Origin of the sequence: Campylobacter sp. CCUG 57310, assembly GCF_013201975.1 — a bacterium.
Lineage (GTDB): Bacteria > Campylobacterota > Campylobacteria > Campylobacterales > Campylobacteraceae > Campylobacter_A > Campylobacter_A canis.
Genome location: NZ_CP053845.1, coordinates 813,924 through 838,867, shown reverse-complemented (window position 1 = coordinate 838,867; position 24,944 = coordinate 813,924). Strand labels below are relative to the sequence as shown.

At 39.5% G+C, this 24,944-nt stretch carries 24 protein-coding genes; 12 read left to right on the top strand and 12 right to left on the bottom strand.

Features of this window, described 5'->3' with window-relative positions; all coding sequences use genetic code 11:
• Positions 1 to 19 precede the first annotated feature (19 nt).
• The 3 genes from CORI_RS04200 to CORI_RS04190 are packed head-to-tail and all read left to right on the top strand — an operon-like array spanning position 20 to position 2,415.
• Entirely contained in the window at positions 20 to 508 is a 489-nt protein-coding gene (locus tag CORI_RS04200) for a GNAT family N-acetyltransferase (protein ID WP_173030937.1), read from the top strand.
• 39 nt (positions 509 to 547) lie between these two features.
• Positions 548 to 1,210, top strand: a complete 663-nt coding sequence (locus tag CORI_RS04195; RefSeq protein ID WP_172199116.1) for a uracil-DNA glycosylase — start codon at positions 548 to 550, stop codon at positions 1,208 to 1,210.
• Positions 1,207 to 2,415 carry a hypothetical protein gene (locus tag CORI_RS04190; RefSeq protein WP_173030936.1) on the top strand — a complete coding sequence of 403 codons (1,209 nt, stop codon included), beginning with the start codon at positions 1,207 to 1,209 and terminating at the stop codon, positions 2,413 to 2,415. The genes CORI_RS04195 and CORI_RS04190 overlap by 4 nt, the downstream gene beginning before the upstream one ends.
• On the opposite strand, the gene CORI_RS04185 is transcribed toward CORI_RS04190, so the two are convergent.
• The 8 genes from CORI_RS04185 to CORI_RS04150 are packed head-to-tail and all read right to left on the bottom strand — an operon-like array spanning position 2,390 to position 10,040.
• Entirely contained in the window at positions 2,390 to 2,791 is a 402-nt protein-coding gene (locus CORI_RS04185) for a YbgC/FadM family acyl-CoA thioesterase (RefSeq protein WP_173030935.1), read from the bottom strand. The genes CORI_RS04190 and CORI_RS04185 overlap by 26 nt on opposite strands.
• Entirely contained in the window at positions 2,788 to 3,330 is a 543-nt protein-coding gene (locus CORI_RS04180) for a threonine/serine exporter family protein (RefSeq protein WP_173030934.1), read from the bottom strand. Before CORI_RS04180 ends, CORI_RS04185 begins: the two co-directional genes overlap by 4 nt.
• A complete protein-coding gene (locus tag CORI_RS04175) occupies positions 3,323 to 4,105 on the bottom strand; it encodes a threonine/serine exporter ThrE family protein (protein WP_169973813.1) in 783 nt (260 codons plus the stop codon). Before CORI_RS04175 ends, CORI_RS04180 begins: the two co-directional genes overlap by 8 nt.
• A gap of 9 nt (positions 4,106 to 4,114) precedes the next feature.
• The gene (locus tag CORI_RS04170) at positions 4,115 to 4,585 is read right to left on the bottom strand and encodes a DUF4149 domain-containing protein (protein ID WP_173030933.1); all 471 of its coding nucleotides are present in this window, start codon (positions 4,583 to 4,585) and stop codon (positions 4,115 to 4,117) included.
• A gap of 9 nt (positions 4,586 to 4,594) precedes the next feature.
• Positions 4,595 to 5,416 carry a peptide chain release factor N(5)-glutamine methyltransferase gene (gene prmC / locus CORI_RS04165; RefSeq protein WP_173030932.1) on the bottom strand — a complete coding sequence of 274 codons (822 nt, stop codon included), beginning with the start codon at positions 5,414 to 5,416 and terminating at the stop codon, positions 4,595 to 4,597.
• Positions 5,403 to 6,608: a M48 family metallopeptidase gene (locus tag CORI_RS04160; protein ID WP_173030931.1), complete on the bottom strand. Its 1,206-nt coding sequence runs from the start codon at positions 6,606 to 6,608 to the stop codon at positions 5,403 to 5,405. Before CORI_RS04160 ends, prmC begins: the two co-directional genes overlap by 14 nt.
• Positions 6,609 to 6,663: 55 nt before the next feature.
• A complete protein-coding gene (locus CORI_RS04155) occupies positions 6,664 to 8,037 on the bottom strand; it encodes a sodium-dependent transporter (protein WP_173030930.1) in 1,374 nt (457 codons plus the stop codon).
• 53 nt (positions 8,038 to 8,090) lie between these two features.
• Positions 8,091 to 10,040, bottom strand: a complete 1,950-nt coding sequence (locus CORI_RS04150) for a BCCT family transporter (protein ID WP_173030929.1) — start codon at positions 10,038 to 10,040, stop codon at positions 8,091 to 8,093.
• A 383-nt stretch (positions 10,041 to 10,423) separates the two neighbouring features.
• Here CORI_RS04150 and CORI_RS04145 point away from each other — a divergent pair, with 383 nt between their 5' ends.
• The 5 genes from CORI_RS04145 to CORI_RS04125 all read left to right on the top strand — a co-directional run bounded on the left by CORI_RS04145 (position 10,424) and on the right by CORI_RS04125 (position 15,458).
• The gene (locus tag CORI_RS04145) at positions 10,424 to 11,854 is read left to right on the top strand and encodes a catalase (RefSeq protein ID WP_173030928.1); all 1,431 of its coding nucleotides are present in this window, start codon (positions 10,424 to 10,426) and stop codon (positions 11,852 to 11,854) included.
• Between the two features lie 3 nt (positions 11,855 to 11,857).
• Positions 11,858 to 12,349 (top strand): ankyrin repeat domain-containing protein, encoded by a 492-nt coding sequence (locus tag CORI_RS04140; protein WP_169973802.1) that lies wholly within the window; start codon positions 11,858 to 11,860, stop codon positions 12,347 to 12,349.
• A gap of 234 nt (positions 12,350 to 12,583) precedes the next feature.
• The gene (locus CORI_RS04135; RefSeq protein WP_173030927.1) at positions 12,584 to 14,245 is read left to right on the top strand and encodes a carbon starvation protein A; all 1,662 of its coding nucleotides are present in this window, start codon (positions 12,584 to 12,586) and stop codon (positions 14,243 to 14,245) included.
• Positions 14,242 to 14,499 carry a cory-CC-star protein gene (locus tag CORI_RS04130; RefSeq protein WP_173030926.1) on the top strand — a complete coding sequence of 86 codons (258 nt, stop codon included), beginning with the start codon at positions 14,242 to 14,244 and terminating at the stop codon, positions 14,497 to 14,499. The genes CORI_RS04135 and CORI_RS04130 overlap by 4 nt, the downstream gene beginning before the upstream one ends.
• Positions 14,499 to 15,458 (top strand): ArsA family ATPase, encoded by a 960-nt coding sequence (locus CORI_RS04125; RefSeq protein ID WP_173030925.1) that lies wholly within the window; start codon positions 14,499 to 14,501, stop codon positions 15,456 to 15,458. Before CORI_RS04130 ends, CORI_RS04125 begins: the two co-directional genes overlap by 1 nt.
• A 170-nt stretch (positions 15,459 to 15,628) precedes the next feature.
• Here the strand turns inward: CORI_RS04125 and abc-f are convergent, their stop codons facing one another.
• Both abc-f and CORI_RS04115 read right to left on the bottom strand, forming a co-directional pair.
• Positions 15,629 to 17,569, bottom strand: coding sequence for a ribosomal protection-like ABC-F family protein (abc-f, locus tag CORI_RS04120; RefSeq protein ID WP_173030924.1), 1,941 nt, complete (start codon positions 17,567 to 17,569; stop codon positions 15,629 to 15,631).
• A gap of 8 nt (positions 17,570 to 17,577) precedes the next feature.
• Positions 17,578 to 18,891 (bottom strand): sodium-dependent transporter, encoded by a 1,314-nt coding sequence (locus CORI_RS04115; RefSeq protein WP_173030923.1) that lies wholly within the window; start codon positions 18,889 to 18,891, stop codon positions 17,578 to 17,580.
• A gap of 318 nt (positions 18,892 to 19,209) precedes the next feature.
• Between CORI_RS04115 and CORI_RS04110 the strand changes: the two genes are divergently transcribed.
• From CORI_RS04110 to CORI_RS04095, 4 genes are all read left to right on the top strand, one after another.
• Positions 19,210 to 20,529 carry an MATE family efflux transporter gene (locus CORI_RS04110; RefSeq protein ID WP_173030922.1) on the top strand — a complete coding sequence of 440 codons (1,320 nt, stop codon included), beginning with the start codon at positions 19,210 to 19,212 and terminating at the stop codon, positions 20,527 to 20,529.
• A 116-nt stretch (positions 20,530 to 20,645) separates the two neighbouring features.
• Positions 20,646 to 21,983, top strand: coding sequence for a phosphoglycerate transporter protein PgtP (gene pgtP / locus CORI_RS04105; RefSeq protein ID WP_173030921.1), 1,338 nt, complete (start codon positions 20,646 to 20,648; stop codon positions 21,981 to 21,983).
• Between the two features lie 18 nt (positions 21,984 to 22,001).
• Positions 22,002 to 22,649, top strand: a complete 648-nt coding sequence (locus CORI_RS04100) for a M48 family metallopeptidase (RefSeq protein WP_173030920.1) — start codon at positions 22,002 to 22,004, stop codon at positions 22,647 to 22,649.
• A 63-nt stretch (positions 22,650 to 22,712) separates the two neighbouring features.
• Positions 22,713 to 23,213 carry a tetratricopeptide repeat protein gene (locus tag CORI_RS04095; protein ID WP_173030919.1) on the top strand — a complete coding sequence of 167 codons (501 nt, stop codon included), beginning with the start codon at positions 22,713 to 22,715 and terminating at the stop codon, positions 23,211 to 23,213.
• A gap of 45 nt (positions 23,214 to 23,258) precedes the next feature.
• Here CORI_RS04095 and murI read toward each other — a convergent pair whose 3' ends face one another.
• Both murI and CORI_RS04085 read right to left on the bottom strand, forming a co-directional pair.
• Positions 23,259 to 24,041, bottom strand: coding sequence for a glutamate racemase (murI, locus tag CORI_RS04090; protein WP_173030918.1), 783 nt, complete (start codon positions 24,039 to 24,041; stop codon positions 23,259 to 23,261).
• Positions 24,038 to 24,943, bottom strand: a complete 906-nt coding sequence (locus CORI_RS04085) for a DMT family transporter (protein ID WP_173030917.1) — start codon at positions 24,941 to 24,943, stop codon at positions 24,038 to 24,040. The genes murI and CORI_RS04085 overlap by 4 nt, the downstream gene beginning before the upstream one ends.
• Position 24,944 lies beyond the last annotated feature (1 nt).

Sequence of the window (24,944 nt, the reverse complement as noted above, 5' to 3'; positions counted from 1 at the left end):
AAATTTTAAAGGTTCATTGATGTCAAATTTTACTATCACAAAAGCAACCAGAGCGGATATAAAGCCAATTTGCACCTTGGTAAAAGAGCTTGCGGAGTATGAGAAACTATCTCATATCGTTAGTTTTAAAGAAGATAAGTTTGCTTCTTGCATTTTTGATAAAAATTACGCTCAAATTTTAGTGTGCAAAATCGAAAATAATATTGTCGGATACGCAATTTATTTTTACACTTTCTCGACATTTTTAGGACGAGGCGGAATATATTTAGAGGATTTATACGTAAAGCAAGATTATAGAGCAAAAGGCATAGGCAGGGCATTTTTAGCTCGTCTTGCTCAAATTTGCAAAGAGGAAAATTTAAGCAGACTTGAGTGGGCTTGTCTGAACTGGAACGAGCCTAGTATTAAATTTTATGAAAATTTAGGCGCGATAAATTTATCCAAAGAGTGGCGCACATACAGGTTAGATGGCGAAAATTTAGCGAATTTAGCAGATGATAAAAGATAGTTTATTGAGTTTTAACTCATACTTTGATAATATCTTGCAATGATTTACGCCGATAAAAACGAAATTTTAAGACAGCTTTGCTATCTAAGAGCTTTTGGGTATAGATACATAAACCCGTCGTTTGGCTCGCAAATTTATAGCGACGTTTCAACCGATATAACCGAGCTTGAAAACCAGATAAAAAATTGCAATCTCTGCGAACTTTGCAAAAGCAGAAATCACGCTTTAACAGGCAGTGGAGATCTTAACTCAAAAGTTATGTTCATAACCGATACTCCAAGCGTAAGCGAGGATATGAGCGGGAGATATCTTGAAGGAAGTGCGGGAGATAAATTTTGCACGCTTGTTAAGCAAAATTTAGGGCTTAGCAAAGATGAGTTTTACGTAACCAGCATGATAAAGTGCAAAACGCCTTCAAATTTAGCTCCTAGCCTAATAAACTACGAGCTTTGTAAGCCATATCTACTGTCGCAAATAGACATAATATCGCCAAAAGTGATAGTGGCTCTTGGCGAAAACGTATTTTTAAATTTAATCAACGAAAGCGAGCAAAAACAGAGTTTTGAATCAATCAGAGGCAATCTTTTGAAATTCAAAAGCTCAAATTTGCTTGCCACCTACTCGCCTGCATGGGTGCTTAAAAATCCGAGCAAAGAGCAGGCTTTGATACAAGACTTAAAAAACATTAAAGGGCTATTATGAAAAAATTATTACTGATATTGCTTGTGCCTACGTTATTTTTTGCAAAGAGTCAAAAGCTCTCGGACATCCCGCCCGCTCATGAAATTTATATAAATTTAGAGCCTTTTAAGTGCAATGACACCTGCTTGCTCGAACTTGTAAAAAACGGTCTGCTTCACAGCTTTTTAGCAAGGTATGAAAGAAGCCAGAACATCGAAGTTATCGAAGCTTTTAACTCGATAACAGGAGGAGCGGGCTTTAATGAGCCGATGTTTATCCCAAGTGCCGATGCCGAATTTAAAATAGCAATCATAGTGCCCGAAAACAGTATAAAAAGCTATGCCGGTATCGTTGCAAACTCCGTAATTGCCTATACAATAAGACAAAACGCAAATATAGACGTCAAATTTTACAACATCGGCAACGAATCTCCCGGAGCTATTGACTCAGCCATAGCAAAAGCAAAAAGCGAAAATATAAGCTATCTGATAGCTCCTTTTACTGCCGTGGGAGCCAATTATTTAAACAACGTTTTAGACTCCTCGATGCTTGCTTACGTGCCTACTTTACATATTTCAAGCGTGGAAAATTTAAGGGCGAATTTGATCTTTGGAGGCATTGATTACAAAGACCAGATATCAAAACTCCTTGAGTTTTCAAACGGGAAAGTTGCTGCGTTTTCTGACGGAAGCGCTCTTGGAAACAGTCTAAATAGATATAGCGACGAGCTTGGCGGAGGGCTTGCTTACGAAAATATTATCGCAGGAAACCAGACCGATTTTAAAGGCTTTTTAAGCGGCAATTCAAGATTGGCCGAAGCTACTATATTTTTAAACGTACCTATCGTAAAAACATCCATGTTAAGCTCGCAACTTAGGCTATATGACGTAAAAAGCGCAGCTCTTCTTAGCACTCAGATAAACTATACGCCAAATATATTTAAGCTAACACAGCCTGAAGACAGAGCAAATATGTATATCGCAAATTCACTATCGGATGTCGATATGGCGCTTGATTCTAACAATGAAATTTTAAGCCAAGATATCAATTTTAACTGGGTCGGCTACTCCACAAGCGTAGGCATGGACTACATCTACACCGCCTACTTAAATCAAAACGCACAAAAGCTATTTAGCGAGCGAATAGAAAATTCTCAAGTGATTTACAATACAAAAATTTTAAAAGCAGGCGAATCAAGCTTTATTCAAGCAGACGCGACGAGATAAACTCAAGCATCTGCTCGCTCATCTTCGCCATGCCTTTTTCGTTCATAAAAGCTACCGTCACATCGGCTTCAAAGAGCAGTTCAGGCTCGCACTCGCTCTTTAAATTTCCGACCTTATAAATTTGCTGATTAATAACAATAGAGACTTTTTTAACCTGCACGGCTTTGCTTCTAACCTCAATCATATCACCAAGTGTTGCTGGCTTTTTAAATTTAGCGTGAATTTCACTTACTACGAAATAGCCATCCTTACTAAACGGCTCTAAATCGGAGTTAAAAAACGCCTCACTCCTTGCTCTTTCGCAAAATTTGATATAGTTAGCGTGATAGACTATGCCCGCAGCGTCCGTATCTTCGTAGTAAATTCTAAATTTCATATACATTCCTTAAAATTATTCTTCTCTTGCTTTGCGTTTAGATCACACCTTGCGCCACGCGTTACCATTAAAGATTGCTCATAAAAGATCAAAAGCGTCACAGAAACGCCCACTCCAAGCGCAAGAGAAACCGCAACGGTGGTTAGCGCATTATCAAAAAAAAGCATTAGATAAGTGATCTTTTGAGAAATTTCGCTACTGTTTGTAAAAGAAAACAGAGCCAAAATACTCTTGTAAGCGTAAATTCCCGGCACCATCGGCAAAAGCGCGGGAAAAGCTATGATCTCGGCAGGTACTTTTAGTTTGCGAGCAAAAAATATCCCTAAAATTCCAACCAAAAAAGATGCAAAAAGAGTAGCGATCGAGATAGAAAAAATTTCACTCTTTAGCATCATAAACCTACTTGCATGAGCAAGTGCGGCAAGTGCCGCGGAGTAGATCAAAGTGCGTTTCGGAGGAGAGCTTGCATAAGCAAAGCCAAGCCCGGCAATCGCCGCAAAAAACGCATCCGTAAGAGTTAAAACAATAAGATCAAACATTTAAAAGCTCTATATTTGAAATGGCAATCGTCATATAAACGCCTATTGCGATACAGATTATCAAAAGTCCGGTGTTTAGCCCTCTACTAATGCCAACGAGCGTGTTTTCATTAAGTATGTCAAAGACCGAATTTATAAGTAAAACGCCCGGCATTAAAAACAAAATACTTGATCCAATCGCCACATCAGGCGTATTTGAAACTCCAAGATAAACTCCAAGATAAGCGATAAAAGACGAGATAAAAGAGACTATTATGTATTGAATTTTTAAATTTATGCCAAATTTACTAAACAGATGTCTTAGATAAAATCCGATAAAAGTAGCCACAAAAACACTTGCCATCGAGCCTATATCCCCGCCAAAGAGCTTGCAAAAAGCCGAATTTGCAAAACTCATCAAGATAAGCGATACGCCGAAATTTCGCTTAGTGTGGCTTATAATCTCGTTAAAAAAGCTTCTTGCTCTTTTAAGCGAAATTTGCTCGTCATAAATTTGCCAGCTAAGAGCGCTCAGCTCGGATATGAGGTTAAAGCTGATAGGCATTGTAGCGCTTGATTTTACGTATGTTCGGCGGATCGAATTATCATTTGGATCCATCACGCTTATAGTAAAGTGCTTTACAAATATAGTAAGGCTCACGTCGTATCCGTAAGCGCGCGCTATCCTACTTACGCAGCGATCTATGCGGGCAGTATAAGTGCCTATGCTTAGCATCTTCGCAGCGTAGTCGATCAAAAAATCAGTCACCTCTTGGATATCGGGCTTTTCTTGCATAAATTTGCCTTAAGCCTCTTTTGCACGTGGAAATTTGATAAAAAAGAGCAAAAGCTGAGCAACCATCATCACTTTCATCACAAGCTCGCTTGCCTTATGCATCTGAAAAAACTCAGGCGTCGTGGTTCCCGCTTCACCCAAAGCCTGCGCGTTTAGCACGTAAGGAGTAAAATAAAAGACAAAAGATGCAGTCAGAGCAAAATTTATAAGCGCGAGCATAAAAGAGCTGAATTTTAAAGCAAACTTAACGTCGCTTCTAAGCGCAAAAAGCTCGTAAACAAGTGCCAAAATCGCAACTGCGATTAAAACGTAGTTAAATTTTACAAATATATTTGTCATCAAAAGTCCGCTTTGAAAATGTGTCAAAACGCCCTCTCCTATGATACTCTGCGGATAAAAAAGCGTAGGCGCGATAAAAGCTCCTATTGAAATTTCTATGCCGATTAGAGCCGCTAAAAGCAAAAGATATAAACCTTTCATATTTTTCCTTTAAATTTGATATTTGAATTTGGCGACAAATCCCCTGTCAAAACCCGCCAAATCCTTATAAAATTTAGCCTCAAATCGGTTTATCTCAAGGGCTTTTGCCATACTTTCTTTTTGATCGTAACCCATCTCGCAAACGAGATTTTTTACATTACGATTTCTTGCTTGCAAGATGATGTTTTTTAAAATTTCATCGCCGTTTTTACCGCCAAATAGCGCCTCATGCGGCTCATTTAGCACGAATTTGCTAAGCTTATGGCCGTCTGCTATATAAGGCGGATTTGAAACGACTAGATCAAATTCGCCACAAGCCTCGTCCATATAGGCGCAATGAATAAAATTTATGCGCTTTTCTACACCGAATTTAACGGCATTTTTATGCGCTAGCTTTAAAGCTTTTTCGTTTATATCGGTTGCCGTTATCAAGGCGTTTGAATTAAGTGCCAAGCATACACTTACAATCCCGCTTCCAACGCCTATCTCACAAACTTTTGGGGCGTTAAATTCGCGTAAAATTTCAAGCGATTTTTCAACCAAAATTTCAGTCTCGGGACGAGGGATTAAAACTCCGCTTTCAACTAAAAATTCAAGCCCGTAAAAGCCTGCTTTACCCGTTATATACTCAAGCGGCTCGCAAGAAGCAAACCTATCAATAAGGGCAAAATACTCATCCTTAGCTTCAAGCTCTTTACTTAAATTTAAAAACACCCACTCTATGCTCACGCCAAGATGATGCATAAGCAAAATTTTAGCAACTCTTGCGGGATTTTCGCATAAAGATGAAATTTGAGCACTCGCCTCTTTTAGCGCCTCATCTATTCTCATTTTTTAGCTCATTTATACGCTCATAAAGGCTAGGGTGTGAGTGATAGATAAAAGCATAAGCAGGATGCGCCTTAGGGAAAGCCCTATTTTCGCTAGCCAGCTTCTTAAGAGCACTTATCATGTCATCTTTACTCTTTACGCTTGCACCGAATTTATCCGCGCCAAACTCGTTATTTCTGCTTACTGCCGAGATAACCGGGCTAAAAACGAAGCTAAAAATCGGCGAGAAAAGAAGCATAAATACGATTATCGCTCCGCCCTCTTTCTCAAGCCCAAGCGCGTTATATGCAGACGCGGGAATGTTTCCAAACAGAGCAAACATCGCAAGTAGCATCACGGCGCTAAGAGCTATCATCTTAAATAGATCCTTATGCTTAAAGTGTCCTAATTCATGACCCAAAACGGCGATTATCTCATCTAGGCTAAGCTTTTTTATAAGCGTGTCAAAAAGCACCACGCGCTTTGTCGCTCCAAGTCCGCCAAAGTAAGCATTTAGCCTGTTATCTCGCTTGCTTGCGTCCATACTAAACACACCGCTACTTTTAAATCCGCAACTATTAAGCAGCCCTTCTATAGAGCTTTTAAGCTCGCCTTCTTCAAGAGGTTGCATCTTGTTAAAAAGAGGCGCGATTATGGTCGGATAGATCAAATTTATCATTAAAACTATCACAAAACTAAGAGAAAAAGCCCATAACCACCAAAGCTCGCCCAAAAAATCGATACAAAGCAATATAAGCCAGACAAAAAGCGAGCCGAAAACAAGAGTTAAGGCAAGAGCTTTTAAAGTATCCATTATAAAAATTTTTGGAGTCGTGTTTGAAAATCCGTGTTTTTTATCCTTAACAAAGGTTTCATATATGCCAAACGGCAACTCAAGAATGGAGGATATGATTATAAAGCTCATCACAAAGATTATATTTTCGCTTACAGAGCCGCCTTTAAGCGTGATATCTGCTAAAAATTTAAGCCCCCAAAACGCCCAGATCATAAATATACCCAAATGATAAACAAGGCTTGCTATCTGAAATTTTTGGTTTGCGATAGCTATTTTAGCCGCACTTTTATACTCTTCCTCGCTAAGCACGACGGCTTTAGCCCTGCTCTCTTTAGCTATAAAATTTATCTGTAAAAACGCCAGATAAATTTTAACTAAAGTGTATATAAAAAATATAGTTATTAAAAGATTAAACATCTATTTCCTTATTATAAATTATAAATTTTGCAAAATACTATCAAAATTTAGTAAATCATTTCAAAAAATTGTCGTAAAAACTGCTTGCAAAAACGATCAAAATCACAAACGGAATTATATATTTTACATACAAAAACCATAAGTTGATTATCTTTTTGTGATTTTCGCTTCCTTGTAAAATTTCAGCCTTCGCCTCATCCTTTAAAACCCAGCCGACAAATATCGCACAAAGTAAAGACGTAAGCACGAAAAATATCGTCGCACTTATGGCGTCATAAGCGTCAAAGATATTTTTACCGAAAATTTTTACTTCGCTTAGCAAATTCGTAGCCATTAAAGAAGGTAAATTTCCAAGCACAAAAATAGCCGATAGCACTATCAAAATAGCTTTTTTGCGATCTATTTTCATCTTTTCTTGAAGTGTAGTTATAAGCACTTCATAAATAGGAAGCGAAGTAGTAAGAGCCGCTATCATAAGCAATGTAAAAAACGTAACCGCAAAAACGCCTCCAAACGGCATGTGCGAAAATACTATCGGGAGGCTTTTAAACACAAGGCTTGGCCCGCTATCAGGCGTTACTCCAAAGCTAAAAAGCGAAGGAAATATCATAAAGCCCGCAAGCACGGCTATAACGGTGTTTAAAATTCCAGTTATCACCGAAATTTTAACCAGCGCTTCGTCTTTTTTAACAAAGCTGGAAAGCGTTATCATCACGCCAAATCCAAGCGAAAGCGCAAAAAACACCTGCCCAAGAACATCTATAAAAAGCTTCATGCTGATCTTTGAAAAATCAGGCGTGAGATAAAATTTAATCCCTTCCATAGCTCCTTCAAGAGTTATGTTTTTAACCACCATTGTAATCATAAGCAAAAAGAGTATCGGCATGAGATACTTAGCCGCCTTTTCGATCCCTTCAACCGCGCCTTGAGTTAAGATGATGTAATTTACCATAACAAAAACCAAGGTAGCAAAGCCGACTGCAAAAGGATTATTTACGATATTTTGCTCATAAAACGCACTTGTCGTGGCAAAATCAACAACTCTTGAGAGATCAAGCGACCCAAATAAAATTTGCGCTATATAATTTAGCACCCAGCCGCCTATAACCATATAATAAGCCATTATCCCAAAGGCTCCCACCAAGCTCATATAGCCTGCCACTCGCCAAATTTTGGCTATCTTTTTACCGTTTGCAACACCGCTAAAAGAGTCTATGACATTTACTTTAAGGCGCCTTCCGATAGCGTTTTCAACTAAGATCATCGGAATTCCTATTACGATCATAGCTATACAAAAGGTAAGCACATACGCCCCGCCTCCGTTTTGACCGACCAGATAAGGAAACCGCCAAGTCGCGCCAAAACCGACCGTAGCGCCCGCAATAGCAAGTATATAAGTAAGTCTTGAACTCCAAGATCCTCTTTTCATAAATCATCCTTCAAAAAAAGGATGATTATATAAAAATTTACTTAAATTTAAGCCTACACGCCTCTAATGGTATGCAAAAACTGCATGTGTTTGCGGTACTGCTCAACGATGTCGTTTATGATAGTAGCCTCGCTCCAGCCGAGTATATCATAGTCTTGTCCGCCCTCTTTTAAAAACACTTCGGCTCTGTAATACAAATCATCACCTTCAAGAGCTCTGGTATAATCAGGGCTTTCCATTCTAACCAGCTTTACTCCGTAGCTAAAGTCCATCTCATCGCCAAGCCCTACGACCAAATTTATAAAATTTCGCTTTTCGTCCTTTGAAATTTTAGCCTGCAAGCCGTTTTTCTCAAATTCAGCCCTCACCTCATCAAAGACCTTTTCGATAACCTCGCTTATAAATTTGTCCGCGTTTTTCTTATTTGGTAGCGATATGATCGTTTTTAACCTCTCTTGCCAAGTTTTAGACATCTCAGAAACGGGCATGTTGGCTAAATTTCTACTTTGTTTTTTTATGAGATCTACTCTAAGAGCCTGAAAAAGCCCGTAAATAGCTACCAAAAGCGCAATAGTAAAAGGAAGTGCGGAAGCTATCGTCATAGCCTGAAGCGAGGCTAGTCCGCCACCGAGCATAAGAAAGCAAGACACAACACCAATCGCCGCTCCCCAGAAAATTTTCTGCCAAAGAGGAGTTTTGTCCTTGCCGTTTGAGCAAAGCATATTCATAATCATCGCCGCAGAGTCAGCCGAAGTAATGAAAAATATCGCGATCATAATCACGGCTATAGTGCCAAGCAGACTTGAAAATTTAAAGCTATCTAAAAACATAAAAAGAGCCGATGCGGTATTTGAATTTGCAGCTTCGGCGAGCTCGCTAAATCCGCTTTGAACAAGAGTTATCGCGCTGTTTCCAAAGAAAGTCATCCACATAAACGTAAATCCTGTAGGCACCAAAAGCGCTCCTACGACAAACTCTCTTATTGTTCTACCCTTTGAAATCCTAGCGATAAAAAGCCCTACAAAAGGCGACCAAGAGAGCCACCATGCCCAGTAAAGAAGCGTCCAACCGCCAAGCCAAGAGCTGTTTGCTTTTTGATACGCGTAGAGGTTAAAGGTATTTGAGATAAGCGTGGATACGTAGTTGCCGCTATTTTGCACGAGCCTTTGAAGAAGATCGGTAGTATTTCCTAAAAACAATATAAAAAGCATAAATATAATAGCCATGATGATGTTTGAATTTGAAAGAATTTTTATGCCCTTATCCACTCCGCTTGCGGCTGAAACTGTAGCCAGCAGACATAACACTACAAGCAAAGTTATATGCATACTAGGAGCTCCAAATACGTGAGTAAGTCCGGCATTTACCTGCACGACTCCATATCCAAGAGAAGTCGCCACCCCAAAAAGTGTCGCAACCACTGCAAAAACGTCTATCACATCTCCGATCTTGCCGTAAATTCGCTCGCCTATAAGCGGATAAAAAGCCGATCTAAGAGTAAGAGGAAGGTTATGTCTATACGCAAAAAATGCAAGTATCAGTGCGACGATAGCGTAAGTAGCCCAAGCGCCCACACCCCAGTGAAAGAAAGTGATATTCATAGCAAGCTTGGCAGCCTCCATGCTTTTAGGCTCACCGACAGGTGGGTTAAGATAGTGCATAAGCGGTTCACTCACGCCAAAAAACACAAGCCCTATACCCATACCCGCGGCAAACAGCATGCCAAACCAAGATAAATTCGCATATTCGGGCTTTGAGTGATCGGCTCCTAGCTTTATATCTCCAAATTTGCTAAATCCCAGCATAATGACACAAAGCACGATAATGGCGATAGCAAGCACATAAAACCAACCAAATTTGATAGTGATGAAATCTTGCATGGATTTAAAAAATTCGCTTGATCTCTCAGGAAAAACAACAGAAAAAATAGCAATCATAAATATGATAAATACGGATGGATAAAATACAGATGTGTTAAATTTCGAGTTTTTTATAAAGGTCATAAATCTCCTTGTTTATTTTAAGCTTGCTTTTAACTTACTTGAATTTTGTAAATAAGTCAAATAAATTATAAATGTAAAGCGTATTCAATCCTTAAATTTAGGGAAAGTAACAGTCAAATTTCATTCCGCTAAATTTTGATAAAGAGTTTTATAAAGTATTTTTAGAAGCAATGCAAATTTGAATTTGTATAAATTTCCAAATTTTGCTTTTAGGCTCTGTTTTTGGGATATAAATTAAATTTAGCCGCTTTAAATTTCAATCCTACAATTTATAAAATTTGAAATTTTTAAAATTCTAATCAATATTTTTTATTATTTAAGAAATATTTTATTTTAAATAAGTATAATTCCGAAATAATAAATTTTATTAAAAGGAAAAAATTATGAGACAACTAACAACTACTTCGGGCAATCCAATCGCCGACAACCAAAACTCGCTAACGGCAGGGGCTCGCGGTGGCGTTATGATGCAAGACTATCAACTAATCGAAAAACTTGCTCACCAAAACAGAGAGAGAATTCCTGAAAGAACGGTTCATGCTAAAGGTAGCGGTGCATACGGCGTACTTGAGATAACTAACGACATATCTAAATATACAAAGGCTAAAGTTCTTCAAAAAGGTGAGAAAACAAAGCTATTTTTACGCTTTTCAACAGTTGCAGGCGAAGCGGGAGCTGCAGATGCAGAGCGCGACGTAAGAGGATTTGCAATTAAATTTTATACAAAAGAAGGCAACTGGGACTTGGTAGGAAACAACACTCCTGTATTTTTCTTAAGAGATGCTTACAAATTTCCTGATTTCATCCATACTCAAAAGAGAGATCCTCGCACACACCTACGCTCAAACGAAGCGGCATGGGATTTTTGGAGCTTAAGCCCTGAAACACTTCACCAAGTAACAATCCTAATGAGCGATAGAGGAATTCCTGCGAGCTACAGAACTATGCACGGATTTGGAAGCCACACCTATAGCCTAATCAACAAAGACGGTGAGAGATTTTGGGTAAAATTCCACTTCAAATCACGCCAAGGAATTAAAAATTTAACTAATAAAGAAGCGGCTGATATCGTTGCAAACGACAGAGAGAGCCACCAAAGAGATCTATATGAAAATATAGAAAAAGGCAATTTCCCAAGCTGGGATTTCAAGATCCAAATAATGACTGACGAGCAAGCTAAAAAGCTGCCTTTCAGCCCGTTTGACTTAACAAAAACATGGTCTCATAAAGATTTTCCACTGATTGAAGTAGGTGTTATGACTCTGAATGAAAACCCTAAAAACTACTTCAACGAAGTTGAGCAAGCGGCATTTAGCCCATCAAACATAGTTCCCGGTATAAGCTTTAGCCCTGATAAGATGCTTCAAGCTAGAATTTTCAGCTATCCTGACGCTCAAAGATACAGAATCGGAACTCACTACGCACAGCTTAAAGTTAATCAACCTATAAACGAGATAGGCACTTATACAGTTGGCGGCGCTATGAATAACGGCATGTACGAGATAGAAGACAAGGCTTACTACGAGCCAAACAGCTTTGGCGGTGCTAAAGAAAACAAAGACTTCCTAGAGCCTGACATCGCTCTTGAAGGAGTAATGCAAAGACACGATCATAGAGCCGAAGATAGCGATTACTACAGCCAACCAAGAGATCTGTTTAACCTAATGAACGACTCTCAAAAATCTCAGCTATTTAACAACATAGCAGAGAGTATGTGCGGAGTAAGCGATTTCATAGTTGAGCGCGCACTTGGACATTTTGAGAAAATTTCACCGGCTTATGCAGCAGGCGTTAAAGCTGCACTTAAGAAATAAATTATGAGTGATAGAAATTTAGAGATTAGCAAAGAAGAAGAGGCAAGGTATAACGAACTTTGCCTCATGGCGCTTGATTTTGCAAGAAAAGACGAAGCGAGCGAGCTTGAAAAGATGATAAAAGCGGGACTTAGTGTGAATTTAAAATCCGCTAAAGGCGATACGCTCTTAATGCTTGCAAGCTATAATAACTCCATAAATACCGTAAAAATGCTAATAGCAAACGGCGCACTAGTAGATGAAAGAAACGACAGAGGGCAAACCCCTCTTGCGGGAGCTGCATTTAAAGGATACTTGGATGTGGTAAAGGCTCTAGTTGAAGCGGGTGCGGACATAAACGCAAACAACGGCATGGGAGCTACGCCTCACACTTTTGCCGTGATGTTTGGTAGAAGCGAAGTGGCAAAATACCTGCTAAGCGTAAATAAAAAACCAAGCCTAATAGCAAAAATAGGCTCAAATTTGCTCTCTATTTTTGGCAAAAAAGCTTCATAACATCCTCCTTTCAAGAGGGCTTCGGCTCTCTTGATTCTTTGCTCAATACGGCTATTTATACAAATTTACACCCCAAAATTCACATTATCTAAACTAAAAATTTAATAAATTAGTCTCATTTTGAAACATTAAAACATATAAAAAATATAAATATTATTAAATTTATAATCCAAACAGCAACCTTTAAGCCTTTTTAAATATAATTTTTAAATATGCCAAAATTAAGGATACAAGATGAATTCTTTGGTTTTACTCTTTGTTGGCTTAAGTGCTTTTGCGATCGGATTTTTCATCTATTCAAAATTTATCGCTCAAAAGATCTTAAAGCTTGATCCGAATTTCAAAACCCCTTCGCAAGAATTTGAAGACGGCGTTGATTATGTCCCGACAAACAAATTCGTCCTTTGGGGTCATCACTTCACATCAGTTGCCGGCGCTGCTCCTATCGTAGGTCCTGCGATTGCAGTTATTTGGGGTTGGTTGCCTGCGTTTTTGTGGGTTATCTTGGGAACGATATTTTTTGCAGGCGTGCATGATATGAGCACAATTTGGGCTAGCGTACGAAATAAAGGCTACTCTATAGGTACCATATCAGGGCAAATTCTAAGCAAACGCGCAAGAAGCCTTATGATGGTGGTTATATTCTTGCTTTTGCTTATGGTAAATGCCGTATTTGCCGTAGTTATCGCAGGAATGATGATAAAAACTCCTTCGTCCGTCGTTCCTGTTTGGGGTGCGCTTGTGGTTGCGTTTTTTATCGGACAGGCTATTTATAAATTTAAATTCAACCTTCCTATCGTGTCACTCATTGGCGTAATTGCGCTTTATGCTCTGATATTTATCGGACCTAGCGTTCCGCTAGCTCTACCCGATAAGGTTCTTGGGCTTGATGCCAATGCCGCTTGGATAGTTATTTTATTTATCTATGCAGCCATAGCTTCAACTTTGCCTGTTTGGATGCTTCTTCAGCCAAGAGACTATATCAACGGGCTTCAGCTATTCATCGGTCTTGGAGCGCTTTATTTCTCATTTTTAGTAGTTTCTCCGGATATCGTAGCTCCTGCATTTAACTCAAACGTCCCTGCCGGCACTCCGTCGCTATTTCCGCTTCTTTTTGTAACCATAGCTTGCGGTGCTATATCAGGCTTTCACGGACTGGTTTCTACAGGAACTACGGCAAAACAGGTTAAAAACGAAACGGATGTTAGATTTGTAGGATACTTCGGAGCTATTGGAGAGGGTCTGCTAGCGCTTGCGGCTATACTTGCGGCGACTGCGGGCTTTGCAAGCTTGGCTGAATGGGAAGGCGTATATAGCTCGTTTGGCAAGGGCGGCATAGGAGCATTTATCGATGGCGGTGGAAGAATTTTGAGCCAAGGTATCGGACTAAGCCCTGAAATTTCAGCAACGATGCTAACGGTTATGGCGGCTTTATTTGCAGGAACTACTATGGATACGGGCGTAAGACTTCAAAGATACATCTTTCAAGAGTGGGGTGAAGTTTATAACTTAAATTTCTTAAAAAACGGCAAGGTTGCTACTCTTTTTGCAGTAGGCTCGTGCTTGCTTTTAGCATTTGGCGCAGGCGGTATCGACGGCAAGGGAGGCATGATCATATGGCCGTTATTTGGCACCACAAACCAGCTTATGGCGGGTCTTTCTCTGCTTATAATTACCGTTATGATACTAAGACAAAAAGGCGCTATCAGATACACTCTTATACCGCTTGTTTTCTTACTTTCGGTTACTTTTGTAGGTTTGCTGCTTCAGCTTGTGGATTTTTACAACAAGAGCAACTGGCTGCTTATAACGCTTGATTGTATCATATTGGGCGCTACGATCTTAGTTTGCCTAGAAAGCTTTTCGGTACTTAAAAAAGAATTTAAAAGCAAATGAAAGAGCAGATAAAAGCGTTTTTAGATGGGCTTAGCGAATACTACAACGCCCCTTATAGAAGCGCTCTAACAAAGAGCTATCAAGAAGAAAATGATTTTTTTATGCTGATGGTTTTTGCAGAAAGCCTCGGCATAGAAAATCCCGTTTCGTTTTATACCATAGAAACTTTGCCGTTTTTGCTTGAGGAATTTCACGCATGGCATAAACGTATGGGTATGCAAAGCTCCCCGATTGAGCACTTTGGGTGTTGCTGATGACGCCTATTTTATTTATAGGAGGAAAAGGCGGAGTCGGTAAAACCACCATCTCTGCCTCGATAGCTTCCAAGCTAGCTGCAAGCGGCAAAAAAACACTAATCATATCAACCGATCCGGCTCACAGTCTAGCCGATGCGCTTGACGTAAAGCTAAGTCACAAGATAAAAAATGTAAGCGCAAATTTAGACGCTCTTGAACTTGATCCGACCCTTATCACAAACGAACACTTCAAAAACATCGAAGAGACACTAAAGACCTACTCAAAGCCGGAGATGTTTCCTAAGATAAAGCAACACCTAGAGCTATCCAAAGACACTCCGGGAGCTCAGGAAGCCGCACTTCTTGAAAAAGTATGCGAGCTTATTACAGACAGAAAAGACTACGATCATATCGTATTTGATACCGCTCCTACGGGACATACGATCAGGCTTTTATCCATGCCTAGCATTATGTCGGCGTGGAGCGAAGGGCTTATGAGACACCAAAAGGATCGCGAAAAGGTAGCGGGTGCAGCTAAGGTCTTTTGGCAGAAGAAAGAAAACTACGAGCATAATCCGTTCGCACCAAGCAAAGAGCTAAGATGGCAGCAAGCCTTAAAGCGTCTTGATGAGCGTAAAAAACTCTTTAATGAAGCAAACCAAACGCTAAAAGATCCTAGCCTAACTTCGATTTATCTAGTTATGATACCTCAGGCTCTGCCCCTTTTTGAAACCCTGCGCGCAAACGAAACTTTAGAGACATTCGGCATAAAAGTCGGAGGAATTTTTATAAATCAAATCATTCCGCAAGCTCAAACCGATAGCTTTTGGCAAGCTCAGATCAAAAAGCAAGATGAAATTTTGGTTAAATTTCATAGCGCCCTGCCAAACACAAAGAAATTTTACGTCATGCTGAGCAAAGAGGATTTAAGAGGCGTGAATAAACTTGCGAATTTAAAATTTGAAGATAGGCTTTAAACAAAATTTGAAGCTTTAGTAAGGCTTAGTAGTAATACGACTTGAATATATCACACGCAAATAAAAGCTATATCTTAACTGCAAATATAAAAGACTTTATAGTTTTGTTACGCAAAATATAGTGCAATAGCTACTTCTTTTAAATTTCTAGTAGCGCTTGGATTTCTTTTTTAACTATCCAAATTTTCAGCGATTTCTAAAACTTCAAAATACTCGTTTTCTAAAATTTCAAGCTCTTTTTTAGCAGCTTCAAGCTCCTCATAAAGCTTTGTTAGTCCTATTTTTTGATAAACATTTGGATCACTGAGTCCATCATTTAGCTTTGAAATTTGAGTCTCTAAAACAGCGATTTTATCCGGATGATTTTGTAAAATTTGATTTTCTTTATAGCTTAATTTTCTACTCTTACTCTTTTGTTTTTCGGCCGAATTTTCGCTATCTTTGCTAATCTCGGCTTCAAATTTATCAAGCTCGTTTAGCTCATCTTCAAGCTCAAGATAAACGCTATAATCCTGATGAATCACTTCTATTTTGGCGCTCTCAAAAGCCCAAAGTTTAGATGAAATTTTATCCACAAAATACCTGTCGTGACTAACAAGCAAGATAGCGCCTTCAAAGCTTTGCAGATAATCTTCTAAAATATTAATAGTTGCTATATCAAGGTCGTTTGTCGGCTCATCAAGCACAAGCACATCGTATTCGCCAGCAAAAAGCAAAGCAAGCGCAACGCGGTTTTTCTCCCCTCCGCTTAACACGCCGATTGGCTTATCCAAAAACTCCTTTGGAAAGAGGAAATTTTTAAGATACCCATACACATGCATATTTCGTCCGCGCACCTGCACCCTATCTCCACCGTTTGGACAAAATACCTCTATAAGGCTTTTTTCGTCGCTTAACGCACTTCTTGCCTGATCAAAATACCCTATCCTCACATCGCCACGCTTAATCTCGCCGCCGCTTGGCTTATCAAGTCCCAGCAAAATTTTTAGCAAGGTACTCTTGCCGCTTCCGTTTCGCCCTACTATAGCGATACGCTCTCCTTGCAATACCCGCGCGTCAAATTTTTCAAATAAAATTTTACCGCCGATATTTTTGCTTAAATTTTTAATCTCAAAAAGCATTTTTTTGCGATTTGTCGAGTGGGTTTGGTTGAAATTTTTACTCGCACGCTCAAGCTCAAGTCTTACTCGTCTGATAACGCCGGGATTTTTCTTGGCTTCTTCACGCATCTGCATAACGCGCTCTTTGCGACCCTCGTTGCGCTTAAGGCGAGCTTTAACTCCGCGTCTTAGCCACTCCTCTTCGCTTTTAAGCTGTTTTAGCAATGTCTCGTGAGATTTGGCCAAAGAGAGTAAAATTTCCTCTTTTTTAGCTAAGTAGTTAGCATATCCGCCGTCAAAACTTCGAAGCTTGCCCTCCTCGACCTCAACGCTTCTAGTCGCCAAAGCATCGATAAAATATCGATCATGGCTTATAAATACGATGGTTTGCTTTGAGCTTTTAAGCATCTGTTCTAAAAAGCGCACCATATATACGTCAAGGTGGTTTGTCGGCTCATCAAGTAAGAGCACATCTGGCTTTTTAAGGATTAAAGCGCCTAGTGCTACGCGGCGAATTTCACCACCGCTAAGGCTAGAAACCGCCCTATTTTCATACTCTTTTAGCTTAAATTCGATCAAAACCTGCTCGATCTTTCGCTCAATCTGCCAGCCATCTTTCGCTTCTATAAATTTTATAAGTTCATCTTGCCTTAAATTAAGCTCCTTATCGCTTGGATTGTCAGCAAGCTTTTCAAGCACGGTTGCATACTCGCTTCTAGCGTCAAATATCTCTTTAAGCTCTAAATTTAAAGCCTCCTTGATGCTTATACCTTCATCAAATTTAGGATTTTGCGCAAGCATCTCGACCTTTATGCCGTTTTGCACTACGCGCCTTCCCGTATCAGGCTCATAGCTTCCTCCTGCCACAAGCTTTATAAGAGTGCTCTTGCCGCTTCCGTTTTTGCCTATGACGGCTATGATCTCACGCTCGTTTATACTGAAATTTATCTGATTTAAAATTTCATTAGCGCCAAATTTCTTACTGACTTCGATAAGATCGACTAACGCCACTTTAACCCTTAAAACGAGTGTTGCATGCTAAGTGCAATTATGCAAAGCGTAAGAGCCATCGGCACATAGATATATCTTCCTATGCTATACCAAAGCGCGCCTTGAGCTTTAGCCGCGCCGGTATTTATCTCGTCCATTATCTCTTCTTTTTTGATAATCCAAAACCAAGATATAGCGCCTATGACCGCACCGATAGGGATGATATAGATAGATACGAAATCCATCCAAGGACCCCATTTGCTAATAGCTTCCATGTTTACACCTATGCCAAAACAAACCAAGCACAAGATAATCAGCATAGGCACGCGTTTTATGTTTGGAAATTTGTGCATTATCGATTCGGCGACAGCCTCAAACATATTTTGCAAAGACGTTATACCGCCAAATATCACTGCCGTAAATAAAATAATCGCAAAAATTTGCCCGCCGGGCATATCTTGTAAAATTTTAGGCAAAGTTACAAAAAGGAGCCCGGGACCGGCAGCCGGATCCATAGAGTAAGCAAATACCGCAGGTATCATTACAAGCGCAGCCGTCATCGCCGCAAGAGTATCAAAAAACGCCGTCTTCTTAGCAGAATCTACAATATCTTCTTTTTTAGATAGATAAGCTCCATAAACTATCATGCCAGATCCCGTGATAGAAAGCGAGAAGAATGCCTGCCCCATCGCAGCTACCCAGACCATAGGCTCGCTTAACTTATCCCAGCCTCCTCTAAAGATAAATTTATATCCTTCAAAAGCCCCGTCAAGCATAGCAACTCTAATGGCGAGTATAAAAAACAGCACGAAAAACAGAGGCATCATTATTTTATTTGTCTTTTCTATGCTCTTTGCGCCAAAAAGAAGGGTAAAGAGCGTGCCCGCAACCACTATAAAGTGAAAAGGAATGACCGAATAATCACTCAAAGCAAAAGACTCAAACCAGGTATTTGTATCAACGCTCATTAAAGAGCCAGTGATAGCCTGAGTAAGCGCCTTTAGGATATAAGCGATAATGACGGCATAGCCTATGGCTATACACATGGATCCTGCCAGCGGTATCCAGCCTACGATTTTGCCTATCTTATCAAGTCCGCGCGTGCTAAAAGCATACTCGTAAGAGCCCAGAGTGCCTGTTTTAGCTCGCCTGCCGATAGCGTATTCGGCCGAAAGTCCCACATATGAAAATATCGCGATAAAAAACAGATATATAAGCAAAAATGCGCCTCCACCGTTTGTCCCTACCTTGTAAGGAAACCCCCAGACGTTTGCCATGCCTATAGCAGAGCCTACCGAAGCGATGATAAAGGCCCATCTTGAAGTGAAATTTCTCTTTTCCATTTCGCACCCGTTAAATTTAAATTTGCAAAGATTATACTTAAGTAAGCTAATAAAAATATTATAAAAAGCCTATTTTAGGCATAAATGAGGGATAATGTTTAGCTTTGTTGCACACAAAGTTACAAATGCCAATTTAATGAAATTTGCAAATTTTATTTCTTATCAGTTAAATCAAAATTCAAATTTACAAACATCGCTTTGTAGCTTTAAAATTTAAAGGCTTAAATTAACTTAACAGCAAGAATTTAAGCATAATTAACGCAGATGATTTGATATAATTAGCCCTTAAATTTAACCCCTTGTACAAAAGAGAAATTTATGAACCTCTCGCTTAGAAAGCTTACGATTCCTATATTTTTGGATATGTTTTTACACTTCATAACGCTCATCATAAACACCTACATGGTCACAAAAGTAAGCATTCATCTAGTGGGCGCAATGGGTGCGGGCAATCAAGTCATGGATCTTTTTATGACGATTTTTAGTTTTTTAAGCGTTGGTTGCTCTGTCGTAGTCGCTCAAGCCTTGGGCGCAAAAAACAAAAATTTAGCCATCAGAGTTATACACGCAAGCATAACTTTTAACACGATTTTTGGCATCACTGCAGCGATATTTATCTACTTTTACGGGCATGAAGTTTTAGAGCTTTTACAAGTGCCTGAAAATTTGATAGACGAGAGCTTTAACTACCTACACGTTCTTGGCATAGCGCTATTTTTTGACGGAGTCGGGATGGTTCTTGCGGCGGTTATTAGAGTCTATAACTTCGCATTTCAGGTTATGCTTGTCTCCGTTTTAATGAATGTCATTACGCTTCTTGGCAACGCGATAGCTCTTTTTGGCTGGTTTGGGCTTCCAAACTACGGATTATACGGAGTTGGCGTATCAACTCTCGTCGGAAGGCTAGTTGCGCTTATAATGCTTTTTATCATCCTTTCTCGCACGGCTAAAGTTAGAATTTATATAAAAATGCTAGTTAGCCTGCCGTTTAAAATTTTGCGTAAAATTTTATCCGTCGGACTTCCAAGTGCGGGAGAAAATTTACTCTGGATGGCGCAATACATGGTAGCATTTGGTTTTGTGGCAAGCATGGGTGAAGCAAGTCTAAGCGTGCAGACCATATACTTTCAGATCACACTTTTGATCTTGCTTTGCGGAGCTAGTATAAGTGTGGCAAACGAGATCATCGTGGGGCATTTAGTAGGCGCCATGCGGTTTGATGACGCTTATAAAAGGACGTTTTACGCACTTAAGCTTGGCTTTATAGCCACCACTATCGTGGTTTTAGTCGCATACTTTGGCAAAGAGATCATTATGGACAGGCTAAATTTGACAGCCGAGCTAAAAGAGATCATGCTACCGTTGTTTGCGCTTTCTATAGTTCTTGAGACGGGACGAACCTTTAACATCGTCATAGTAAATTCGCTTCGTGCCGCGGGAGACGCGAAATTTCCGCTTATAACTGGGCTTATTTTCATGTGGGGCGTTAGCTTGCCGCTTGGATACTATCTTGGCATAGTTCAAGGTATGGGAATTATTGGAGTTTGGATCGGATTTGTAGCTGACGAGTGGTTAAGAGGCCTTGTAAATACTTGGCGATGGAAGAGTAGAAAATGGCAGTCAAAACGGCTTGTGTGAGGTCAAGTTAAATATATTAATCAAATCTTAAATTTATACAATAAAGCAAATTTTAAAGTTACCTTGTGATAAAATGGCGTGTTTTTATTTAAATTTACTACTTAACAAGGAGAAATATGTTTTCATTTCTAAAGGCTTCTCCTCCATCAACGCAAAAAGTAGAGCCTTCTCGTGTTGATGCGGAGTATAAAAAACTTCGTTGGCAAATTTTTGCCGGTGTATTTATAGGTTATGCGGCATACTACCTCATCCGCAAAAACTTCTCTCTAGCAATTCCTTATCTTATCGACGAATACGGCTTTAGCAAGGCTGATTTAGGCAAAGTCGGTGTGGCGCTGTCTATGGCTTACGGCTTTAGTAAATTTATCATGGGAAACATCTCGGATAGAAGCAACCCCAAGTATTTTATGGCGATAGGACTTATCTGTTCGGCAATAGTGAGTCTTATATTTGGCTTGGTTCCCGGAGTGCTTTCATCTATAGGAACTATGATAATTCTTGGCGCACTTAACGGCTGGTTTCAAGGCATGGGCTATCCTCCAGGCGCAAAGAGCATGACAAACTGGTTTTCTACATCGGAGCGCGGAGTATGGTGGAGCTGGTGGAACGTCTCTCACAACTTAGGAGGCGGACTTATAGGACCTCTTGCTATACTTGGACTTTCCATTTTTGGCGTTTGGCAATCTCTATTTTACTTGCCTGCATTAATTGCCATAGTCTTAGCCTTCGTGATGTTTTATCTCATGCGAGATACGCCTGAATCCGTAGGCTTACCGCCTGTTGAAGAGTATAAAGGAGAAAAGCATATCCAAAAGGTAGAATCAGCCCACACTCTAAGCTCAAAAGATATCTTCTACAAATATATCATCAATAACAAATTTTTGTGGGCTATCACGATAGCAAATATATTTGTCTATTTCGTTAGATACGGCATCATAGATTGGGCACCTACATACTTAAAAGAGGTTAAGCACTTTACCGTAGATAAGCAAAGCTGGGCGTATTTCCTCTACGAATACGCTGGAATTTTCGGTATGCTTGCCAGCGGATATCTAAGCGACAAAGTTTTCAAAGGTCACCGCGCACCGCCTATGCTGCTCTTTTTGGTGGGCGTCTTAATCGCTATAGTGGTTTACTGGAAAAACCCTGCCGGTAATCCTTTAGTAGATAACCTCTGTTTGGTTGCGATCGGATTTTTGATATACGGACCTGTTATGATGATAGGACTTCAGGCTGCCGATCTTGTCCCTAGAGTGGCAACCGGTACCGCAACCGGCCTAACGGGACTATTTGGATATTTGCTAGGCTCGGCAAGTGCGGGATATGTAATGGGTAAATTGGTAGATGTCTTTGGATGGGACGGTGGATTTTACGCACTAATCGCCTCTTGTGTTTTGGCATTCATATTTATCGCCCTAACCTTGTTCCACAAGACATCAAGACAGCTTGACTGATACGCTCTTTGGCATAAAATGACAAAAGAGAGCGTAATTGATTTTTTAGATTTTAAAGTATTTTTAAAATTTACAAAAAGAGCAAGAAATATAAGGCTTAAAATAAATAAGCAAGGCAAAATTTCTTGCTCTTTGCCGTTTTATACTACACAAAAAACAGCCATAAATTTCTTAAACACTCATAAAGATTGGCTTACTAAAACGCATGAGCAAATTTCTGCAAATTTGCCAAAAGATGATGAGTTTTGCTTGCTTGGTAAAATTTATAAGATAAAATTTGATGAAAATTTAAGCTCCGTTTTGATATCGGATGATCAAATTTTAGCTGCAAATTTAAAGAGACTAGAAGAGTTTAAAAAAAGCGAAGCAAAGCGAGTTTTTAGCGGATTTATCGATAAATTTGCCCCTATCATAAACCGAAAAATAAACCGCGTCGTGATACGAAAAATGCAGACACGCTGGGGAAGCTGTAACTATCACAAAGGCTACATCAACTTAAATCTAAACCTCATCGAAAAAGAGCCGGGTCTAATCGAATACGTCATACTTCACGAACTAACCCATCTCATATACCCGCATCATCAAAAGAGCTTTTATGAGTATATCGGCTCTTTAATGAGCGATTTCAAAGAACGCGAAAAGCGCCTAAACAAAGCCGTTATATAATCTGCTATATTAGCATAGTATAATTTTTATTATGATAAAATGTCTCAAATTTTAGGAGATCAAATGAAAAAGATATTAATGCTATCTGCTGCGGTTATGGTTGCGATGAGCGGGGATTTTGAAGACGGATTAAAAGCCTATCAAAATGCTGATTTTAAAACGGCGTTTGAGAAATTTAGCACCGCTTGCAAAAATAAAAATGCTGATGCGTGTTCAAAACTAGGCACCATGTATCAAGTCGGCAAATTTGTAAATAAAGACTCTAAAAAAGCGCTTGAGCTATATATCAAAGGTTGCGAAGCAGGATCGGGCGAAGGCTGCTCGCAAGCAGGCGGGATGTATGAGCTTGGCGAAACGATTAAGGCTGACTCCAAAAAAGCAGAAGAGCTCTTTACCAAAGCGTGCGAACTCGGGCAAGGCTATGCGTGCAGCACAGTTGGCTCTGCATATCTTGAACGCTCAAATTTCAAAAAAGCAAAAGAGTTTTTTGACAAGTCCTGCAATGCGGGCGATAAGCTGGGATGTGAGTGGGCTAGCGATCTTGATAGATCACATAAGCTATAAAATTTAGCACCAAAATTTGCGAGTTTGAAATTTAAGCTCGCAAATTTACTCTATCAAAAGCATCTTTTCAAGGCGAGCTAGGTATCTATCTATCTTATCTAGCTCAGCACTTTCTTTTACCGCTCTACCTGAATAAAAATACTCCACATTTGCAGGGGTGTTTTCAAGCAAATTTAGTTTTTCAAGCTCAAATTTAAGCTTATTTACAGTGCCTTCGTTGCCGTCAAGTAGCCTTATATGACTTGGTAAAATTTCGCGCAAACTATCTTTAAAGTAGTTAAAATGCGTGCAGCCAAGCACCAATGACGAGTAAAGCGACAGATCAAATTTCAAAAGCTCGCTTTGCAAATACTCCTTCACTCTAGGCGAGTTAAACTCCTCATTTTCGGCAAATTCAACCAGCTTTGCAAGTGCAACTAGATCGATTAGGTGGTCGCTATCAACGCGAGCTATAAGCTCTTTTAGCTTCTTTCCTTTAACGGTAACGGGTGTTGCAATGACAAGAGTTCTTGCTTTTTTGCATGTATCAACGGCCTTTTTTACGGCGGGCTCCATACCGATGATAGGCAGGTTAAAATTCGCTCGAAGCTCTTTTATGGCGACACTTGTAGCTGTATTGCAAGCGATAACTATAGCCTTTGCGCCCTGCTCTTGCATAAATTTTACCGCTTCGGTTGTAAATTTTAAAATTTCCTCGTTTGATTTTAGACCGTAAGGGACATTGTCTTTATCGGCATAGTATAAAAACTGCTCGTTTGGCAATTTCTTTAAAGCCTCATTTAGCACACTAAGTCCGCCAAGCCCTGAGTCAAAAATAGCTATCTTCACTCTTGTTTCCTGTTTAAATTTGATAAGTTAAGACCTAAAACGCCTAAGATTATCAAAATTGTCCCTATAAAATGATAAATTTCAAATTTTTCATCTAGTAAAACGACTCCCGCGATGATGGTTATCAAAGTCGAAAGGTTACTAAAGATGCCAACTTTAAAAGCCTCAAGATGCTTTAATGCGTAGCCAAATAAAAAGGATGTGCATACAGAGCTAAAGATAGCTAAAAACGCTATCGCAAAGCTAAATTTAAGCTCTAAAAATGGCACAAAATAAAGCTTCAGATCACGTCCGCTTGAAATAAAATCGATCAAATTTAAACCGTTAAAAAAGACAAATCCGATAAAAACCATTATAGCAACGAGCTTTGATATCTCAAATTTGACTAAAATTTTCCTTGTGAAAACATTATAAAGCGAGATGGCAACCACTGAAAGCAGGATCAAAAAGTTGCCTAAAAAGCTTGAATTTGCGCTTAAATTTCCAGACATTACAAGTATATAAACTACGCCAAAAACAGATATCAAGATAAAGAGCTTTTGGAGTAAATTTGTTCGCTCTTTGATAAAAATTTGCGCAAAAATCATCGTCATGATAGGTGTGCATGCATGTAAAACTCCCGCCATAAGCGAGCTTGTATAAACTAGCCCAAATGCCTGAAAAGCAAAAAACGAGCTTGGATATAAAGCCGCGATAAACGCCACTTGCTTTAAATCCTGCAAGCTAAATTTAGCACTAATAATGCCAAATTTAAGTAAGATCAAAACAGCAAGAAAAGCTATGCTAAATCTATGCGCAAGGCTTTCAAATACGCTTGCGCTATCAAGTGAAATTTTTACAAAAGCAAACGAAAATCCAACGATGAAAGTAGCGCCTATTAAAGACGCATAAGCTTTAAGCATA

What these genes read in the sequence shown, in the direction of transcription:
- CORI_RS04200 (WP_173030937.1), top strand. Translation starts at nt 20, where the DNA reads ATGTCAAATTTTACTATCACAAAAGCAACCAGAGCGGATATAAAGCCA.
- CORI_RS04195 (WP_172199116.1), top strand. Translation starts at nt 548, where the DNA reads ATGATTTACGCCGATAAAAACGAAATTTTAAGACAGCTTTGCTATCTA.
- CORI_RS04190 (WP_173030936.1), top strand. Translation starts at nt 1,207, where the DNA reads ATGAAAAAATTATTACTGATATTGCTTGTGCCTACGTTATTTTTTGCA.
- CORI_RS04185 (WP_173030935.1), bottom strand. Translation starts at nt 2,791, where the DNA reads ATGAAATTTAGAATTTACTACGAAGATACGGACGCTGCGGGCATAGTC.
- CORI_RS04180 (WP_173030934.1), bottom strand. Translation starts at nt 3,330, where the DNA reads ATGTTTGATCTTATTGTTTTAACTCTTACGGATGCGTTTTTTGCGGCG.
- CORI_RS04175 (WP_169973813.1), bottom strand. Translation starts at nt 4,105, where the DNA reads ATGCAAGAAAAGCCCGATATCCAAGAGGTGACTGATTTTTTGATCGAC.
- CORI_RS04170 (WP_173030933.1), bottom strand. Translation starts at nt 4,585, where the DNA reads ATGAAAGGTTTATATCTTTTGCTTTTAGCGGCTCTAATCGGCATAGAA.
- prmC (WP_173030932.1), bottom strand. Translation starts at nt 5,416, where the DNA reads ATGAGAATAGATGAGGCGCTAAAAGAGGCGAGTGCTCAAATTTCATCT.
- CORI_RS04160 (WP_173030931.1), bottom strand. Translation starts at nt 6,608, where the DNA reads ATGTTTAATCTTTTAATAACTATATTTTTTATATACACTTTAGTTAAA.
- CORI_RS04155 (WP_173030930.1), bottom strand. Translation starts at nt 8,037, where the DNA reads ATGAAAAGAGGATCTTGGAGTTCAAGACTTACTTATATACTTGCTATT.
- CORI_RS04150 (WP_173030929.1), bottom strand. Translation starts at nt 10,040, where the DNA reads ATGACCTTTATAAAAAACTCGAAATTTAACACATCTGTATTTTATCCA.
- CORI_RS04145 (WP_173030928.1), top strand. Translation starts at nt 10,424, where the DNA reads ATGAGACAACTAACAACTACTTCGGGCAATCCAATCGCCGACAACCAA.
- CORI_RS04140 (WP_169973802.1), top strand. Translation starts at nt 11,858, where the DNA reads ATGAGTGATAGAAATTTAGAGATTAGCAAAGAAGAAGAGGCAAGGTAT.
- CORI_RS04135 (WP_173030927.1), top strand. Translation starts at nt 12,584, where the DNA reads ATGAATTCTTTGGTTTTACTCTTTGTTGGCTTAAGTGCTTTTGCGATC.
- CORI_RS04130 (WP_173030926.1), top strand. Translation starts at nt 14,242, where the DNA reads ATGAAAGAGCAGATAAAAGCGTTTTTAGATGGGCTTAGCGAATACTAC.
- CORI_RS04125 (WP_173030925.1), top strand. Translation starts at nt 14,499, where the DNA reads ATGACGCCTATTTTATTTATAGGAGGAAAAGGCGGAGTCGGTAAAACC.
- CORI_RS04115 (WP_173030923.1), bottom strand. Translation starts at nt 18,891, where the DNA reads ATGGAAAAGAGAAATTTCACTTCAAGATGGGCCTTTATCATCGCTTCG.
- CORI_RS04110 (WP_173030922.1), top strand. Translation starts at nt 19,210, where the DNA reads ATGAACCTCTCGCTTAGAAAGCTTACGATTCCTATATTTTTGGATATG.
- pgtP (WP_173030921.1), top strand. Translation starts at nt 20,646, where the DNA reads ATGTTTTCATTTCTAAAGGCTTCTCCTCCATCAACGCAAAAAGTAGAG.
- CORI_RS04100 (WP_173030920.1), top strand. Translation starts at nt 22,002, where the DNA reads ATGACAAAAGAGAGCGTAATTGATTTTTTAGATTTTAAAGTATTTTTA.
- CORI_RS04095 (WP_173030919.1), top strand. Translation starts at nt 22,713, where the DNA reads ATGAAAAAGATATTAATGCTATCTGCTGCGGTTATGGTTGCGATGAGC.
- CORI_RS04085 (WP_173030917.1), bottom strand. Translation starts at nt 24,943, where the DNA reads ATGCTTAAAGCTTATGCGTCTTTAATAGGCGCTACTTTCATCGTTGGA.